The organism is Reichenbachiella agarivorans (genome assembly GCF_025502585.1).
In the GTDB taxonomy this organism is placed as follows: Bacteria; Bacteroidota; Bacteroidia; order Cytophagales; family Cyclobacteriaceae; genus Reichenbachiella; species Reichenbachiella agarivorans.
In genome coordinates this window covers 1,687,348-1,705,111 of sequence record NZ_CP106679.1, presented here as the reverse complement: position 1 = coordinate 1,705,111, position 17,764 = coordinate 1,687,348, and the positions used below count along the sequence as shown (strand labels likewise).

General features: G+C 42.9%; 16 protein-coding genes. 10 read left to right on the top strand and 6 right to left on the bottom strand.

Annotated elements, in window-relative coordinates; genetic code table 11:
• Window positions 1-121: 121 nt before the first annotated feature.
• The 3 genes from N6H18_RS07140 to polA all read right to left on the bottom strand — a co-directional run bounded on the left by N6H18_RS07140 (window position 122) and on the right by polA (window position 6,041).
• Window positions 122-1,708, bottom strand: coding sequence for a T9SS type A sorting domain-containing protein (locus N6H18_RS07140; RefSeq protein WP_262311153.1), 1,587 nt, complete (start codon window positions 1,706-1,708; stop codon window positions 122-124).
• Window positions 1,709-1,945: 237 nt separating this feature from the next.
• Window positions 1,946-2,890 (bottom strand): c-type cytochrome, encoded by a 945-nt coding sequence (locus tag N6H18_RS07135; RefSeq protein WP_262311152.1) that lies wholly within the window; start codon window positions 2,888-2,890, stop codon window positions 1,946-1,948.
• 337 nt (window positions 2,891-3,227) lie between these two features.
• Window positions 3,228-6,041: a DNA polymerase I gene (gene polA, locus N6H18_RS07130; protein WP_262311151.1), complete on the bottom strand. Its 2,814-nt coding sequence runs from the start codon at window positions 6,039-6,041 to the stop codon at window positions 3,228-3,230.
• A gap of 624 nt (window positions 6,042-6,665) precedes the next feature.
• Here polA and N6H18_RS07125 point away from each other — a divergent pair.
• Window positions 6,666-7,226: a hypothetical protein gene (locus tag N6H18_RS07125; RefSeq protein ID WP_262311150.1), complete on the top strand. Its 561-nt coding sequence runs from the start codon at window positions 6,666-6,668 to the stop codon at window positions 7,224-7,226.
• 116 nt (window positions 7,227-7,342) lie between these two features.
• On the opposite strand, the gene N6H18_RS07120 is transcribed toward N6H18_RS07125, so the two are convergent.
• Window positions 7,343-7,810 carry a hypothetical protein gene (locus N6H18_RS07120; protein ID WP_262311149.1) on the bottom strand — a complete coding sequence of 156 codons (468 nt, stop codon included), beginning with the start codon at window positions 7,808-7,810 and terminating at the stop codon, window positions 7,343-7,345.
• A gap of 77 nt (window positions 7,811-7,887) precedes the next feature.
• On the opposite strand from N6H18_RS07120, the gene N6H18_RS07115 reads away from it, so the two are divergent.
• The 9 genes from N6H18_RS07115 (at window position 7,888) to N6H18_RS07075 (ending at window position 16,404) form a co-directional block, all read left to right on the top strand.
• Window positions 7,888-8,811: a M20/M25/M40 family metallo-hydrolase gene (locus N6H18_RS07115; RefSeq protein ID WP_262311148.1), complete on the top strand. Its 924-nt coding sequence runs from the start codon at window positions 7,888-7,890 to the stop codon at window positions 8,809-8,811.
• A 29-nt stretch (window positions 8,812-8,840) separates the two neighbouring features.
• Window positions 8,841-9,371 (top strand): hypoxanthine phosphoribosyltransferase, encoded by a 531-nt coding sequence (gene hpt, locus N6H18_RS07110; RefSeq protein WP_262311147.1) that lies wholly within the window; start codon window positions 8,841-8,843, stop codon window positions 9,369-9,371.
• A 66-nt stretch (window positions 9,372-9,437) separates the two neighbouring features.
• Entirely contained in the window at window positions 9,438-10,010 is a 573-nt protein-coding gene (locus tag N6H18_RS07105; protein WP_262311146.1) for an adenylate kinase, read from the top strand.
• Between the two features lie 160 nt (window positions 10,011-10,170).
• Window positions 10,171-11,160 carry a GTPase ObgE gene (gene obgE, locus N6H18_RS07100; RefSeq protein WP_262311145.1) on the top strand — a complete coding sequence of 330 codons (990 nt, stop codon included), beginning with the start codon at window positions 10,171-10,173 and terminating at the stop codon, window positions 11,158-11,160.
• A gap of 106 nt (window positions 11,161-11,266) precedes the next feature.
• Window positions 11,267-11,845: a nucleotide exchange factor GrpE gene (locus tag N6H18_RS07095; protein WP_262311144.1), complete on the top strand. Its 579-nt coding sequence runs from the start codon at window positions 11,267-11,269 to the stop codon at window positions 11,843-11,845.
• 2 nt (window positions 11,846-11,847) lie between these two features.
• On the top strand, window positions 11,848-12,978 hold the full coding sequence (gene dnaJ, locus N6H18_RS07090; RefSeq protein ID WP_262311143.1) for a molecular chaperone DnaJ: 1,131 nt from the start codon (window positions 11,848-11,850) through the stop codon (window positions 12,976-12,978).
• A gap of 238 nt (window positions 12,979-13,216) precedes the next feature.
• Window positions 13,217-14,113 (top strand): hypothetical protein, encoded by an 897-nt coding sequence (locus tag N6H18_RS07085; RefSeq protein WP_262311142.1) that lies wholly within the window; start codon window positions 13,217-13,219, stop codon window positions 14,111-14,113.
• 67 nt (window positions 14,114-14,180) lie between these two features.
• Window positions 14,181-15,092, top strand: coding sequence for an ABC transporter ATP-binding protein (locus N6H18_RS07080; RefSeq protein WP_262311141.1), 912 nt, complete (start codon window positions 14,181-14,183; stop codon window positions 15,090-15,092).
• Window positions 15,085-16,404: an ABC transporter permease gene (locus N6H18_RS07075; protein WP_262311140.1), complete on the top strand. Its 1,320-nt coding sequence runs from the start codon at window positions 15,085-15,087 to the stop codon at window positions 16,402-16,404. Before N6H18_RS07080 ends, N6H18_RS07075 begins: the two co-directional genes overlap by 8 nt.
• 33 nt (window positions 16,405-16,437) lie before the next feature.
• Here N6H18_RS07075 and N6H18_RS07070 read toward each other — a convergent pair whose 3' ends face one another.
• Complete coding sequence (locus tag N6H18_RS07070) at window positions 16,438-16,860, bottom strand: secondary thiamine-phosphate synthase enzyme YjbQ (protein ID WP_262311139.1); 423 nt, start codon at window positions 16,858-16,860, stop codon at window positions 16,438-16,440.
• A gap of 21 nt (window positions 16,861-16,881) precedes the next feature.
• Window positions 16,882-17,763 (bottom strand): diacylglycerol/lipid kinase family protein, encoded by an 882-nt coding sequence (locus tag N6H18_RS07065; RefSeq protein ID WP_262311138.1) that lies wholly within the window; start codon window positions 17,761-17,763, stop codon window positions 16,882-16,884.
• Between the last annotated feature and the right edge of the window lies 1 nt (window position 17,764).

The following is a 17,764-nucleotide window of genomic DNA, read 5'->3' as shown; positions in this document are numbered from 1 at the left end:
TGATAAACGGAGCAGAAAAACCCTTCAAGAGTTCTCATTCCAGATCATAGACAAAACGAATGGTTTACTAAACCCTTCAAAGAAGCCTTTGAAGGGTTATTCAAAATCGAACTCTGGTTCTTTAATTCAATCTAATCTTTTGGTTGGTGATGTGTTGTCCCACTTGGATCTGAACCATGTAGATACCCGATCTGAGTCCCAACTCAGATGTCAAAAATTTGATCCGATCAGATTCTCGCTCGATGTTTAGTTCCAATTGCATGCTACCTGAGAGATCATACAATCTAGCAGAAACACTTTCGTTGCTTTCTGGATAACGAATATAAAAATCCTCAGTAGCTCTCAAGGGCATAGGATAAATCAGCATTTCTTGGTTGGCTTGAGCCAAATTGAAATTTATTTGCTTGATAGCGAAAAACTCATTCTTCCCATCATAATCCACTTGCTCTAGTTGATAATAATAAATACCTGCAATCGGAGGGTAGTCAATATATTGGTAATTATAGATTTCATTGGTGGTTCCATTTCCAGCTATACTTGTGATAAGATCAAAGTCTCTGCCATTGTTGGATCTGTAAATATTAAAAAAGTCGTTGTTCTGTTCTGTAGCTGTTTGCCAAGTTAATTTAACTTGATCTAATTTGGTTTCAACATGATAATTAATTAGCTCAACTGGAAGTGAATAGCATGCTGCTCCACAGCACCCTCCTCCTCCTCCACTACAACCTTCAGCTCCATCAGTGCCGGTAGGGGCCGTTCCAGTATACGTTCCTCCAACAACTAATCCACCACCATTAACATCCGTACTACCTCCTCCAGAATTGTTGTAATCACCATCTACTTCAAGAATTCCACCGTCTTCTACAGTTGTGTTACCACTACCACTATTGTTATAGTCTCCACCAATTTTAATAGTACCACCATTGCTTACTACCAGAACTTCATTTCCAGCATTATCAAAATCACCAGATATTACAACATCTGAATTGTCAATATAGAATTCATTGTTTGTGACATCTCCGATAATATCCATTGTAGAGTTATCGGTGAGTGCTAAGGATCCTCCCCCATTCATAGTCATACCTGTAACACCAGTAGTTACTGCGTATCCTTGACCTACATTGAAAACAGAGTTTGAAGCAGTATTCGTTCCACCAGCAACCTCGAGAAACCCACCAACATTAAAAGTAGAATTGGAGATCGTTGCGTCTTCAATTTCTAATTCTCCTGTTCCAGTTGTGGTCAGTGTACTATTAGTCACTATGAAACTATTTAAGTTCGTTTCAAAAGAAGAGGATTGAACACTAGAATTTAATATTTGTATTGTGGTTCCTGAAACAGATATAGATCCTGTTACTGTCAGATCAACTCCATTCATAGTAAAAGCACCACCACCTCCTACTGTCATAGTATTTGACACATTGAGTGTGCCGCCATTTATTGAGTTTGGCCCGCCATACCCTTCAGATAATGTGTTTACATTTATGACTGCACCAGTAGCAGAATTGATGGTTCCCCCATTGTTCAAATTAAGTGTTCCACTTATTGTAACGATGACACCTGAATTAACAGTAAGTGTCCCACCACTAACTGTTAGGTTTCCCGTTGTTGTACAATTGGAGGTAATTGTTCCGCTAGTTGGGCATTGCCCAAATGACGCATACGTCACCCATGACATTAAAATTAATGCTGCAATAATTTTTCTCATTTTGCTTAGATATTAAGTGCTGCGATCTAGTCTTGCTCAGACCTACGACCATACTTACGGGTTGGAGATGCAAAGTAGATGCTAAAAAATGAGAAATTGGATATTATTTATACGTACAAACATGGTTTTCCTTCAATTTCATGTATTCCTCTATACGAATAGGTGAATCACCTAGAAAGAAAAAACCACCTAAGCAGTCAATCTGCGCAGTTTACTTAATTGACTAAGGACATGTCATTAATCATAAAATACCCTGTCTACCTTATTGTCTATGGGGTCTATGGTTTGTAAATATTTGAAGATGGCCGCAGCTTCACCATCAGTCAGATGTGTATATGGATACATCGGAGGACGAAGAGCATGCTCCCCAGGCTTCAATCCAAACCTCAATGCCTTCACAAACTTTTCTTGTGTCCAATCACCCAACCCCGTTTCGTGAGGGGTGAGATTGGCAGTGCGGATCACTTGACCTTTTTGATTCAAAGTCGCATTTCCACCTCCAAAATAACCGTCACTTTTCTCAGGGTTGAGATAATTGTTCGTTTTGAAATCTGCTGAATGGCAAGAAAAGCACTCCAAATTTTGTGCAAGGTACTTACCCAATTGTACTTCATTGGTGCTGTCTGGCATGGGAATTTCTTGTGTTGGCATAGGCATAGGTTTCCACGCCAGATGGCTGAGCAATTTGGTCAGAAAAGCAACCTCAGAATCGTGACCTGGACTAGGATCAGCAGCAACCAATAGATCATCAGATCGAAGAAAAGAAATAATCGCATCCACATCTTGGTCTGCCATCACAGTGAGTTTGGCCATGTAGGGAGGAATGTATTGTCCATCACGTTTGACACCTGTTCTCAGCAGATACAGGAGCTCCGCATCTGTCCAGTCGCCTATGCCATGCTCCTTGTCTTGGGTAATGTTACGAGAGTATATCTTACCAAATTCTGGAGGAGCATCTAGCATTTGTGTCCCAATCAATTTGCCAGTAGGTCGATCCATGTGACACCCTGCACAAAGCATCAAGGTCAATTTTTTGCCTCTTTCAATCGCCTCGGGAGTCATAGAGGCGTGGTAGTCTGTGAGTTTCACTTCGTAGCTAGGGATACCTTGATAGTTGATATAACCAGCAAAGCCAGCAAGCAATAGCAGCACAATGGAAAGTGCTAAGAATAGTTTTTTCATGTTAGGTTAGAATGTATAGTTTACCAAATTTATATGAAATCCTGATAATTCAAATCAGGGTTATTTGAATTATTTGCTACCTCTGCCATCGTACTAAACCTGACTGGCTTTCTATTAAGAAATAGCAGCTTTTCAAGTGTATTGGTTTGATGAAGAGGCTGATTTTAACACAACAAAAATGGTGTTGACATGTAAGAAGAAACCTAAACGATTGTTATTTAGATTATTTGCATGCTGGTTTCCTTACATCAAAATGACAAAAGTGTTTTTTTTGAAGCATTTCAATGGTTTATAATCCGACGCAAATTCATTTTTTCAGAAAGCGCTAAGTCCTTGATTAATGCGCCTCTAGCCAATTGTCTCCTACGCCCATTCCTATCTCCATCGGTACATCCAATGCGATGGCATTTTTCATGAATTCCTCCACTTTGACTTTGAGCAACTCTAGTTCGTCGACATGCGCATCAAAGACCAATTCATCATGCACCTGCATGGTCATCTTGGACTTGAGTTTCTCCTTTTTCATCCAGTCGTGGATGTTGATCATGGCTACTTTGATGATGTCTGCGGCACTGCCTTGGATCGGAGCATTGATGGCGTTTCGCTCGGCAAATCCACGGACGGTTGCATTGCGAGAGTTGATGTCTCGCAGGTATCTCCTGCGCCCCATGATGGTCTCGACGTATTCCAGTTCCTTGGCTTGGTTGACGGTATCGTCCATGTAGCGTTTGATACCGGGAAACTCCTTGAAGTAGGCCTCTATGATCTCGGCAGCTTCGGTACGGCTGATGCCTATGTTTTGGGATAGACCAAAAGCTGAAATACCGTAGATGAGTCCGAAGTTGATTTCCTTGGCCTTGCGTCGCACGTCGGGAGTCATCTCCTCCATGGGTACCTTGAAGACCTTGGATGCGGTAGTGGCATGAATGTCTCTGCCGTTTTTGAAGGCATCAATCATGCTTTCGTCTTTGGCGAATGCCGCAATGATCCTCAACTCGATCTGAGAATAATCCGCTGCGAATATTTTGAAATCCTTGCTCCTAGGGACGAAAGCCTTTCGGATCTCTTTTCCCTTTGCCGTACGGATCGGGATATTCTGTAGGTTGGGATTGTTGGAGCTCAAGCGGCCTGTGGCAGCCACAGCCTGTCTGTAGTCTGTATGGATCAGGCCATCTTTCTTGCTGATCAACAGAGGCAAGGCATCTACATAGGTAGATTTCAGCTTTTGGTATTCCCTAAACTCCAATATCCGATCAGCAATCTCATGCTCACTGGCCAGCTTGGACAGGATTTCTTCTCCCGTGGCATATTGGCCTGTTTTGGTCTTTTTTGGTTTTTCGATCAACTTCATTTTGTCAAAGAGGATTTCTCCCATTTGCTTGGGTGAGTTGATGTTGAATTCTACGCCTGCTAGTTCGAATATCTTGTCTTGAGCAGTGAGACTGAGTCCATTGAGGTCCTTGGACATGGCTGCCAATACGTCTAGATCGATCTTGACGCCTGCGTATTCCATGTCGGCCAGCACGATGCTCAGAGGTTCTTCCACTTCATGCAGGAGTTTTTCCAATTGATTCTCTGCAATCAAGGGTGCTAGTTTGTGTTTGAGTTGGAAAGTGATGTCAGCATCTTCTGCGGCATAATCCACCACCCGATCTACATCAATGTCACGCATGTTGAGTTGGGACTTGCCTTTGCCGATCAGGTCTTCGATCGGGATGCAAGTGTAGTGCAGGTAGTTCTCCGCCAACACATCCATCTTGTGTCTGGAATCTGGGTCAATCAGATAGTGAGCCAGCAATGTATCAAAGAGCTTGCCTTTGACTTCCACTCCATAGTTTTTCATCACCTGAATGTCATATTTCAGGTTCTGACCGATCTTGACAATCTCTTCGTTTTCTAGCACGGTACGAAACTCCTCTACGATGGCTTGTGCTTCCTGTTGATCTTCGGGTAGTGGCACATAATATGCCTCGTGTGCTTGGTAGCAAAAGGCTATCCCTACCAATTCGGCCTCCTCAGGGTTGATGCTGGTCGTCTCGGTATCAAAACAAAATTCCTCCTGCAGCAGCAGGTATTTGACGAGGGATTTTCTGAGTGCAGGCGAGTCCATTAGGTGGTATTCATGCTCCACGGTCGCGATGTTGCCTTTTTCGCTGGGCATTTCCTCTTGTACAGGCTTGGATTCTACTGCTCCGAAGAGTCCCAACTGTTGGGTATCGGTAGCTGTAGTTTTTTTCTTGCCCTCTGTCACTGGTGTTGCAGCACTGCTGTCTTCTCCAAAGATTCGCTTGAGCATCGTGCGGAACTCCAGTTCCTCAAATATTTTTTTGACTGCTTCTTCGTTGGGTTCACAGTGGATCAAATCATCCTCGTCAAAGACAATCGGTACGTCAATTTTGATGGTCGCAAGTTCTTTGGACAAGATGCCTTGTGCGCCGAACTCTTCGACCTTTTCTTTCATCTTGCCTTTGAGCTCTGCTGTGTTGGCAAGCAGTCCTTCGAGCGAACCATACTGTTGTAGAAACTTGATGGCGGTTTTCTTGCCCACTCCAGGGATGCCAGGGATGTTGTCCGCTGCATCGCCTTCCAGTCCGAGGATGTCACGTACCTGATCTACGCTTTCGATCTCAAACTTGGCCAGCACTTCGGGAATCCCCAATACATCCACACCATTGCCCATGTAGGCAGGTTTGTAGAGGTAGATATGCTCCTCGACCAGCTGTGCATAGTCCTTGTCGGGTGTCATCATGAATACTTCAAAACCCTTGCGAGCAGCAGCCTTGGCGAGCGTGCCGATGATATCATCCGCCTCAAAACCATCCAGCAAGAGAATCGGGATGTTCATGGCCTTCAAGATATCCTTGATCAGCGGCGTAGCTGTACGGATGTCTTCGGGGGTTTCTTCGCGGTGTGCTTTGTACTCAGGGAACTGAATGTGGCGAAAAGTCGGTGCGCTCGTATCAAAAGCGACACCTATATGAGTAGGCTTTTCTTTCTTCAAAATCTCCAAGAGAGAATTCATAAAACCAAAAACGGCACTGGTATTGACTCCTTTGGAATTGATTCTGGGGTTCTTGCTAAAGGCAAAGTGCGCACGGTAGATCAATGCATACGCATCCAACAGGAATAATTTTTTATCAGGTTTACTCATGAAGTAAAGGTAGGAAATCAAGGCAAAGAATTTTGATTTTTCAGACAGTGGGGAGAGTTTTTTTATAGGAAGTGATGGATGGATCTGCCTTTGGTATGGCTCGATTACTCTATCATCTGGATTGAGAAAAGCCCTTGCTGCCCTCAATCAATCATATAATTGCGAAATCGTGGGTAAAACGAGGGTTTCTCAGCGGAGTAGCAAGCAAAATTCTGAAGTAAACTTACTTTGACCTTGAAGTAAGTTTACTTGAACCCTCATGTAAGCTTACATGAGCCTCAATGTAAGCTTACATGACACCCGAAGTAAGTTTACATGAGAGTCGAACAAAGCTTACATGGGAGAGAGATATAGAGATCATCGCCATTGAGCTGATTTTGTGAAGTGTAGAGGATTACCACAATCTCAATGTTGCACAAAATGAAACACAAGAAGTGGACTTGGCGGCAGCCTTTCGCTTGATAAACCTACACAAACCCTACCTAATCAACCTTTTTCAATAGTATACCCCAGTATACGAGAATCTAGCAAAGATTTAATTACGGAAATCACGAGTTACAATTGAGCCTTTGTTGAGCGACTTTTGAATTATAACAAATTACAAAACGCCAAAATCTAAATATCATGAAAAAGCTAAAAGTATTTATCGCAATCTCAATCTTGGTTTCTATCACTCACTATACTTTCGGACAAGACCTAAAACTCTCTCTCTACTCTATGCCTAGCCGTGGACTCGGTGACATAGGTACATCCATGGGATTCTTGCTACCAGGTACCATTGGAGACATCGAAGTTGGGGCCTACTATGAAAGAAACCGTTACCTAGGTAAAAATGAAAATTCAGAAAACTCAGACACTTCAAATTCATTTACTACTTCTGCCAATTACACAGGCATTTACACTACTCTATATTTATTAGGTACAAAGAACCTAGTCGCAGGAATCAATGCCAGAGCAGGCATGGTTGACACAGACAAAGTCGTCATCACCTTTGCAGCAATCGCAGAATACTACGTCAAAGAAAATCTAGCACTAGGAGTATCTGCAAGATTCATCAGTCAATTGCCAGTTGTGGAAATGAAGGCTTCTCTAAACCTCGCTGGTGTAGCTGGAAGAATCAAAAGACAAGAGAAATACGCAGAAACAAAAGTCTTCTACCAAAACCTAAGAAAAGACAGACATTAAGACTTCATGACTGTAGCAATTGGCGAATTGCTTGGACAGCTGCACATGTGTGTAGCTGTCTTTTTTTGTATAAGGTATAGTCTTAATTTTTGAATTGGTACGGATAGGTACCTTGTTCATACACCTCCAGTCAAGCCCAAAAAAGGAAGCAGGTCTCCTGCGAACCTAACCAGCCATGCGAGGAAATACGACCAAAACAAACTGCTGATCCACATGTATTTGAAAATGTCGGCCTTTTTGCCACCAAAGGCATTGGCGATAATTGCTCCACCGATAGGCATGAAAAGCACTGGGGTAAGAAAGGCGATTCCAGGCACACCGTATTTTTGCCAGATCCTCACGTACTGACGTGTCTTTTTGGAGAATATGTTTTTGCGTTTTCTATTCAAGATTGCCTGACTATAGTGACGAATATTGGCTCCAAAAAAAGTGATCAGGTACACACTCGTCATCATGCCAAGTGCAGTCAGCGTCCCTGTGATGAAAATATTGTAGTCATAGGTCAGACCTAGTACAGGGCCAACCATGATTTTGAGCATACTGCCTAGATAAATACTGAGATATTTGAGGATTTCTGTGACCATGAGTGTGCGAAGTAAAACAACAATGTGGTTTGATATGAACGAAAAAGAATGAATTTTGTGTCCAGAATAAAATTTATATGGATAGTTCAGATTATCAGTTGCTCAACGAACTCTGCGAGGTGTTTGCTCCATCTGGCAATGAGATCGCTATGAAAGATTTTATTATCGAATACGTGGAAACCAACAGTTCCTCGTGGCACACCCGGCCGGAGTTGATTCATGGTGCAGCTTTCCAAGATTGTTTGATTCTCAAATTCGGAAAACCACGCACAGCCATCTTCGCTCACCTAGATTCGATTGGCTTCACCGTCCGCTATGAAAACCAGTTGGTACCCATCGGTAGCCCCGAAGCTGAGACGGGCTATGAACTCGTGGGTCAGGACAGTATGGGGCCTATTGAGTGCAAACTCAAAGAAGACGAGGGTTATCTCTTCTATGATTTCGGTCGTGGGATCGATACTGGGACAGAATTGGTCTTCAAGTGTGATTTTCGTGAAACCAAAAATTACATACAATCCTGCTACCTAGATAACCGACTAGGGGTATTCTCTGCCCTCAAGGTTGCAGAGACACTCAAAGATGGATTGATTGTATTCTCTTGTGGCGAAGAGCATGGAGGAGGCACGGTTCCGTTTCTTTGCAAGTTCATTTATGAGCACTGCCATGTCAAACAGGCATTGGTATCCGACATCACATGGGTGACGGAGGGCGTACTGCCAGGTAAAGGAGTAGTCATCTCTATGCGCGACATGAGCGTGCCTCGCAAGTCCTACATCAACAAAATCATAGAACTGGCAGAGCAATCAGATGTGCCGTTTCAAATCGAGGTGGAGCGCAGTGGAGGTAGTGACGGACGAGAAATCCAAGCCTCGCCTTACCCCATCGATTGGTGCTTTGTGGGAGCACCAGAAGACTTCGTCCACTCTCCCGACGAAAAAGTTCATAAAAAGGACATAGAGGCAATGATCGATTTGTACAAATATCTCATGGAGAACCTGTAAATTGCCGATCTAAAATAAGACGACCCATCATGATCCAAATCGAGGATAAAAAATTCAAGAAATACCTAGACAACAAGGAGATAGAAGAAATTGTCAGCCAACTGGCAGATCAAATCAGCAAAGACTACCAAGACAAGACGGTGGTTTTGCTGGGGATTCTCAATGGTTCTTTTATTTTTCTATCTGATTTGGTCAAGAAAATGAGCATTGACCCAGAGATCAGTTTTTTGAAATTGGCCTCTTATGACGGTCAAAAATCAACTGGGAAGGTCAAAAAACTGATTGGCCTGGATGAAGATTTGGATCAAAAACACGTCTTGATCGTAGAGGACATTGTCGATACGGGCAACACACTCGCACACATTATTTCCTCGCTAGAAAACGAAGGCGCCGAATCCGTCAAGATCCTGACTTTGTTTCACAAGCCAGATGTTTACAATAAAAGTATCCCTATAGACTACATCGGAAAATCCATTCCAAATGATTTCGTCATAGGCTACGGCATGGACTACAAAGGATATGGTAGATCATTGGTCGACCTCTATCAAATAGAGGAGTAAGATTCTGAATGGATTTTTGTTATATTTGACCCCTTTTTCAAGCTTTACGCATATATTAAACACATTATGTTAAACGTAGTACTATTTGGCCCTCCAGGTGCAGGGAAAGGAACTCAGAGTGAAAAATTGATTGAAAAATACAATTTGGCACATTTATCCACGGGTGACCTATTCAGAAAACATCTCGGAGAAGGAACCGATTTGGGCAAATTGGCTCAAAAATACATGGATGAGGGCAATTTGGTGCCTGATTCTCTTGTCATCGACATGGTCAAAGACAAGATTGCTTCGACTACAGATGCCAAAGGCTTCATTTTCGATGGATTTCCTAGGACAGTGCCTCAGGCCGTAGCTTTGGACGACATGCTGAAGGAATTTGATACAACCATCAGTGGTATGGTTGCTTTGGAGGTTCCGGATGAAGAATTGAAGAAAAGACTCCTAGATAGAGGAAAAACTTCTGGCAGAGCAGACGATCAAAACGAAGAAAAAATCAACAACCGAATTCAGGTTTACAAAGACGAAACACTCCCTGTTGCCAATTTTTACAATGAGCAAAACAAGTTCAACCAAATACACGGAGTAGGTAGTATAAATGATATATTTCAGGAGATCAGTGCTGTCATAGACAAATTCTGATTTTGATCAATATAAGAAAATAAAGGTTGTCCTGAGAGTATATAAACTTTGCAAGGCAACCTTTCTTCGTTACAAAAACACAATGGTTGAGACTTTCTTGACTACTTTCAATTAACAGTTTTCTAATAACTCCTGACTCAGTCAGGTTTAACTTCATCAAGTGGCATCATCAAACTTCATCGATCACGTAAAATTCTGTTCCCGCTCTGGTAAAGGCGGAGCAGGCTCGGTTCATTTTCGTCGGGAAAAACACGTCCCTAAAGGCGGACCAGACGGAGGCGATGGTGGCAGAGGTGGCCACATCATCCTACGCGGCAATAGACAGCTCTGGACTCTCCTGCACTTGCGCTACAAAAAGCATGTGCTGGCAGATGATGGTGGTCCTGGCGAAGGAGGCTGTAGATCAGGTGCTGAGGGCAAAGACATCATCCTCGAAGTACCGCTAGGCACAGTTGCCAAAGACAGTGAAACAGGTGAAACCATCGTAGAGATCCTAGAAGAAGGTCAAGAAATCATACTGACCCCAGGAGGCCGAGGTGGGCAGGGCAATTTCCATTTCAAAACTGCTACCAACCAGACTCCGCACTATGCTCAGCCTGGTGAAGATGGTTTAGAGCACTGGGTACTGTTGGAGCTCAAAGTCCTCGCAGACGTGGGCCTTGTCGGCTTCCCTAATGCAGGCAAATCTACCTTGCTATCTGTGATGTCAGCCGCCAAACCTGAGATTGGGGATTATCCATTTACCACTTTGGTACCCAACCTTGGTGTAGTAGGATACAGAGACAGTCAATCTTTTGTGATTGCCGATATCCCAGGGATTATCGAAGGTGCCGCTGAGGGCAAGGGATTGGGCATTCGTTTTCTCCGACACATTGAGCGAAACTCGATGCTGCTTTTTATGATACCTGCTGATTCGGACGATATCCAAAAGGACTATGACATTCTACTGGGCGAGTTGACCAAGTACAACCCCGAACTGCTAGACAAGGAGCGCCTTTTGGCCATCACCAAGTCTGACATGTTGGACGAGGACTTGATAGACGAGATGAAGAAGGAATTGCCCAAAGGAGTCCCATCCATTTTCATATCCAGTGTAGCCCACTACAACTTGGACAAACTCAAAGACATGCTTTGGGAAAAATTGAACTAAGCAGGCGCTGAAAGACACAGATTTTCACATTTCAAGACATAATGACACAAATCCGACATTGGCAAAGTAATTGACTATGTACGGAAGCAATTAATTTTTGACAAAAATGGCAAAAGGCAAAAACAAGGCTGACAATAAGTCTCAAGAAGCAGAGATCAACGAAGAAGTACTAGATCAAGTAGAAGGTACTGAATCTCAAGAAGAAGAAAAGGAAGAGCAGAAAGAAGAACTTTCTGTTGAAGATAAGTTGCAAGCGGAGTTGAAAGAGTCTCAAGACAAATATTTGAGATTGTATTCTGAGTTTGAAAACTTCAGAAGAAGAACTTCCAAAGAGAAATTGGATTTGATCACCACGGCCAACGAAAGCTTGCTTCAGGCATTGCTTCCTGTAGTCGATGATTTCGAAAGAGCAGGAAAGTCTATGACCGAAGAGGCTGATTTGAAGTCTGTAAAAGAAGGCGTGGATTTGGTGTTCGCCAAGCTCACGAGCATCTTGGAGTCCAAAGGAGTAAAAGCAGTAGAGGCTGAAATCGGAGGTGAGTTTGATTTGGAAAAACATGAAGCCATCACACAGATCCCAGCCCCAGAAGAAAAATTGAAAGGTAAGATCGTAGATGTAGTGGAGAAGGGATACCTACTTGGCGACAAAGTCATACGATTTGCTAAGGTGGTAACAGGCGCATAATTATGGCAAAAAGAGATTATTACGAGGTATTGGGGGTAAGCAAGTCCGCGACGGCTGATGAGATCAAAAAGGCCTATCGTAAACTTGCTATCAAATATCACCCAGACAAAAACCCAGACAACAAAGAGGCAGAAGAGAGTTTCAAAGAAGCTGCTGAAGCCTATGAAGTCTTGAGCGACCCACAAAAGAAACAACGCTATGATCAGTTTGGTCATGCGGGAATGGGTGGAGCCTCTAGTGGGGGTGGTTATGGTGGAGGCGGTATGTCTATGGACGACATATTCTCTCAGTTTGGAGACATCTTCGGTGGCGGAGGTGGAGGCGGAGGATTCGAAAGCTTCTTCGGTGGAGGCGGTGGACGTCAGCGCAGAAGAAAAGGCACCAACCTTCGTATCAAACTGAAACTGTCTCTCGAAGACATCGCACACGGTGTAGAGAAAAAAATAAAGGTAAACAGACTAGTGGCTGCCGATGGCGTGACTTTCAGAACTTGTCCCCAATGTCAAGGTTCAGGTCAGGTACAAAAGGTCGTCAACACCATGCTAGGACAGATGGTATCTGCATCAACTTGCCCCTCATGCAATGGCGCAGGACAAACCATAGACAAGAAACCTCCAGGGGTAGATAGCTCAGGCTTGACATACAAAGAAGAGGTCATCTCAGTCAAAATTCCTGCTGGTGTAGTAGAAGGCATGCAACTCTCTATGTCTGGCAAGGGAAATGAAGCCCCAGGGGGTGGAGTACCTGGTGATTTGCTCATCGTCATAGAAGAGAAGGAAGAAGAAATCCTCAAAAGAGATGGAAACAACATTGTTTTTGATCTCTATTTGAATTTCGTAGATGCAGTATTAGGTACTTCTGTAGAAGTCCCCACCATCGATGGCAAGGTCAAGATCAAAATCGATGCAGGAACACAAAGTGGCAAAATTCTTCGTCTCAGAGGCAAAGGAATCAAGGATATCAATGGATATGGCAAAGGAGATCAGTTGATCCACGTCAACGTATGGACTCCCAAGACCTTGACGGCAGATGAGCGTGAAAAACTCGAAAGCATGCGCAACTCTGACAACTTTGCGCCAAATCCTTCTAAGACAGATAAAGGATTCTTCGAGAAAATCAAAGAATTCTTTTGATCCGAGCTAAAGGAATGATAGAAAATGGAGAATGAAAGGGCTGGAATTTTTGATTTCAACCCTTTCATTTTATTTTCGAGGTTTATAATTGGGAAAATACGTGAATTGACCCAGTATTGATAAGAAAAAGAGTGAAGGGTTGGTACTTCACTTGTTACTATTTTTTGCAATTACCGCTTGAATTAAGTAATTCAAGATGATTTATAACCAGAAAGTTCTGTTTTCCGTAACTACATTCATGTTTAGGATATTGTTGGTTGCTTTGGCAGCATGTGCATGGGGATTTGAGGGGCATTGTCAACTGAAGAAGTTTTATACTTTGAAGAACGATGCTTCCTACGACACTGTTGATTTTTCCATGAAGGCCACTTCTGGCACTTGCTTCGTCAAACCCTCCCACCACCAAGATCCCCTCACCATATATGGTAATCCTTCCCTTTCTGATGTCAATCCTACATTCAAATCATCCGTCCGCGGAGCGACCAACTGGGTCAACCTAGAACTAGAAGACTACAACAAGCGGGGATTAAGTCACGCCATCACTTACAATGTTTTCGGGAGTGAAAGCAGTGCCTCAGAAAAGGACTATTGGAAAGTCTACCTCACAGACCAAAAAATCTACAAGCTCAATTTGAACTACGGAGTGGGTGACACTTACATCGACCTATCCAACCTCTCAGTGGCCCATTTTAAAATAGAATCTGGCAGTGCAGATGTCAACATCAACTACAGTGCTGGCGGAATGAACAGATGTCAAATGGATACATTTTCGGTAATAGTAGACTTGGGTACATTGGTCACACAAAAGATGCACCTGGCTAGAGCCAATCATGTAATTGCCGAAGTGGGATTTGGGACAGCTGTACTGGATTTTGGACAAGGGGTCAGTCAGAAATGTACTGTCAATGCAAGCATCGGTGCAGGTACGCTCAAAGTCATTGTCCCAGAGTCCGAGTTCCCAGCAATCATCCGCTTCAAGAGCTCTCCTTTGTGCAAGTATTCCCTCGAACAAGGGTTTGAAAAAATAGGCGATGGCATCTATGCTAGCAAAAGCTACAAACCCAATGCAAAAAACCTGATGGAATTCGTCATAGACGTGGCATTAGGCAATATAACCTTCGAGTACGTAAAATAAATTTCCAATCTTGTAAGAAATTTTTGTCAAATGGTACTAAACTAGCGTATCACATAATCGACTTGACTTGAATTTATTAGACATTAAGGAAATTTCTAAGGCCTATGGTAGCCACCAAGCCCTCGAAAACATTTCATTTTCAATCCCAGAAAACAGCATATTTGGACTATTAGGACCCAATGGTGCTGGTAAAACCACCCTGATTAGAATCATTACTCAAATCATCATGCCCGATGCTGGAGAGGTTCTTTTTCACGGTTCCAAATTGGAACCAGAACACATCCGAAAAATCGGTTACCTCCCAGAAGAAAGAGGACTCTACAAAAAGATGAAAGTGGGAGAACAACTCCTATACCTTGCACAACTCAAGGGAATGTCCAAATCTGATGCAGTAGACAAAATCAAATTTTGGTTAAAGAAATTAGAAATCAGTTCTTGGACGAATAAGAATGTCGAGGATTTGTCCAAAGGCATGCAGCAAAAAATTCAGTTTATAGCGACGGTGATTCATGACCCCAGTTTGATCATCTTAGACGAACCGTTTTCTGGTTTTGATCCAGTCAATGCCAACCTGATCAAAGATGAAATATTGGAAATGAGAAACAGAGGCACCACTGTCATCTTTTCGACACACAGAATGGAATCTGTGGAGGAGCTGTGCGATGACATAGCTTTGATCCATCACGCCAGTTTGGTCATTTCAGGTTCTAAAAAGGAGATCAAAAATCGCTACCGAGACAATACATTCATCGTCGAATATACTGGCCAACAGTTGAGTCCTTCTGATCAGTTTGACATTGTAAATAGTCACGAACAGGAAGGAGTGATGCAGTCTGAAATCAAGTTATTGGATTCCTTCGGCGTAAATGATTTGGTCAACAAGATCACTCAAAACTCAACTTTGGTTTCTCTCAACGAAAAAATCCCATCCATCAATGACATTTTCATTTCCACTGTAAAACCCACCAGCCATGAATAAGATTTTACTCATTATCAAAAGAGAATATATGTCACGAGTCAAAAAGAAATCCTTTTTGATTATGACAATTTTAGGGCCTCTTTTGTTCTCAGGTCTGTTTATTGTCCCTATCTGGTTGGCTACTCGCGAAGGGGATCACAAGGTGATACAAATCCTAGATGAGTCTGGGTTGTTTACCGATGAGTTTGTAAGCAATGACAATACCACCTATGAGTACATCGATGAAGATCTAGAATCGGCCAAATCTACCCTCAATAGCAATGATGTATTTGGACTGCTGTACATTCCAGAAATGACTATCGAAAACCCTGAAGGTGCCAAATTCTACGCTACTCAAAACCCGGGCATTAGTTTTCAAGCCAGTCTGGAGGGAATGATGAGAGATAGAGTTGAAAATATTAAGTTGTTGAACTCAGGACTCAACCAAGAGTTTTTGGATGGACTGAAAGCCCAAGTCTATGTTCAGACGGTCAACCTCTCTGAGTCGGGAGACGAAAATGAAAGCAGCACAGGAGCGGCTACTGCAGTAGGGTATTTAGGTGCCTTTCTTATTTATTTTTTCATCTTCCTCTATGGTGCGCAAATCATGCGTGGCGTGATCGAAGAAAAAACAAACAGAATTATCGAAGTAATCATTGCTTCGGTCAGACCTTTTCATCTTATGATGGGCAAGATAATAGGAGTAGGTAGCGTAGGTCTGACCCAATTTTTGCTTTGGGTGGCGCTATCAAGTGCGATTGTCACTGGCATCAGTTCATTCGTAGTAGGTGATGCAACTCCAGAGCAGATGGAAGCCATCAGTCAAGCCAACCAGACGACACCCATGGCAGCCAACAACTCGCAAACTCAAGAGGTGATTCAAAAATCCATGAATGCTGTAGGGCATATTAATCTGCCTTTGGTTATTTCGTGTTTTGTATTTTACTTCATAGCTGGCTATTTGTTTTATGGTGCTTTGTTTGCGGCCATTGGTTCGGCCGTGGACAGTGACGCAGATTCACAGCAGTTCATGTTTCCGGTGACCATTCCACTCATTTTCTCTGTGGTAGTGTTGTCAGCCGTAATCAACGATCCCCACGGAAGCTTTGCTTTCTGGTTGTCAATGATTCCCTTTACATCCCCAGTGATCATGATGATGAGGATTCCGTTTGATGTACCTGCATGGCAGATTATTTTGTCCATGTTATTGACGATTGGAGGCTTCTTATTCACAACTTGGCTCGCCAGTAGAATCTACAGAGTGGGCATCTTCATGCACGGCACCAAGGTGAATTACAAGACGCTGGCGAAGTGGTTTATGATGAAAAGCTAGAATGAATTCAAGATTTGAACTTTGCCCCTGTTTCTAATTCCCCATCGCAGTGAGCACTAATCTCCTAGAGCCTCCGTGGTTTCGGTGTTCGCAGAGATAGATGCCTTGCCAGACACCCATATTGAGTTTCCCGTGTGTGATGGGGATAGAGACGGAACTCCCCATCATAGAAGACTTGATGTGAGCGGGCATATCGTCTGACCCTTCATAGTTGTGACGGTAGTATGGAGCATCCTCTGGTACCATTTTGTTGATGTGGCTTTCAAAATCCTTCCTCACTGTGGGATCAGCATTTTCATTGATTGTGAGACTTGCAGACGTGTGCTGGATAAATACGTGGAATATTCCGATCTCAATCGACTTGATTTCAGGAATATGAGCTAAGATTTCTTCTGTTACGAGATGAAAACCTCGTCGATAGGCTGGCAATAAAATCTCTTTTTGAAAACTCTTCATAAATGATTAATAGCAAAAAGTCTATCTCTTTACTCTGATTCGCTGCGCTTTTTCTGCCACCGTTATTTCAAAAGGAGGATGACCAAAAAACTCTCCGTCGATATGAGCCATTAATGCATCATTGGTCTCAATACGGATATGCTTCACTTGATAAAAATTGACCTCTGGTAATCGACCATGAGTTCCAAAGCTAAACTTTCCTACATTAAAAAATCTCCTGAAGTAGGAGATTCTGCCAACAGTACAGATATTGAGTAAACCATCGTCAATTTTAGAATCTGGATTCAATTTGAAGCCCCCACCAAAGGTAGTCCCATTGTGAACAGCCATTAGGATCAGGTTCATTTCCAATCTTTGTCCATCCATGTAGTAGACAAACTTTCTTGATCGATAACTTCCTAATATTTTCAGTACGAGCAAGAGGTATTTGAGATGTCCAGAAAATATACTTTTGGATCGTAAATCGTCATGTACAATTTGTCCATCAAAGCCTACTCCGACACCATTGATAAATTTTCGGTTATTGCAGATACCAATATCAATGGTTCTTTCTCCACCATGGATAATCGTATGAATTTGCTCACTCAGATCATTGCCTATTTGAATGGTCTTGATGAAATCGTTGCCTGTCCCCACAGGGATAAAACTGAGCACCATATCTTTTCCGCGGAGTGCATTGAGTGTCGCGTTGATTGTGCCATCTCCACCGATCACGACCACATCTGTCGTATCGGTAAACAGGTTTTCCTCTATAAATTCGTCTAAGATTTCGCTCTTTGGAGTGATGAATATAGCGTAGTAAAAATTTTCCTTGTCCAGCCTCTTTTTGAGCATACTCAGTGCAGCTTGGGCCTTACCCTTTCCAGAATATGGGTTTGCAACAATGAAAAATTTTCTGTTCATC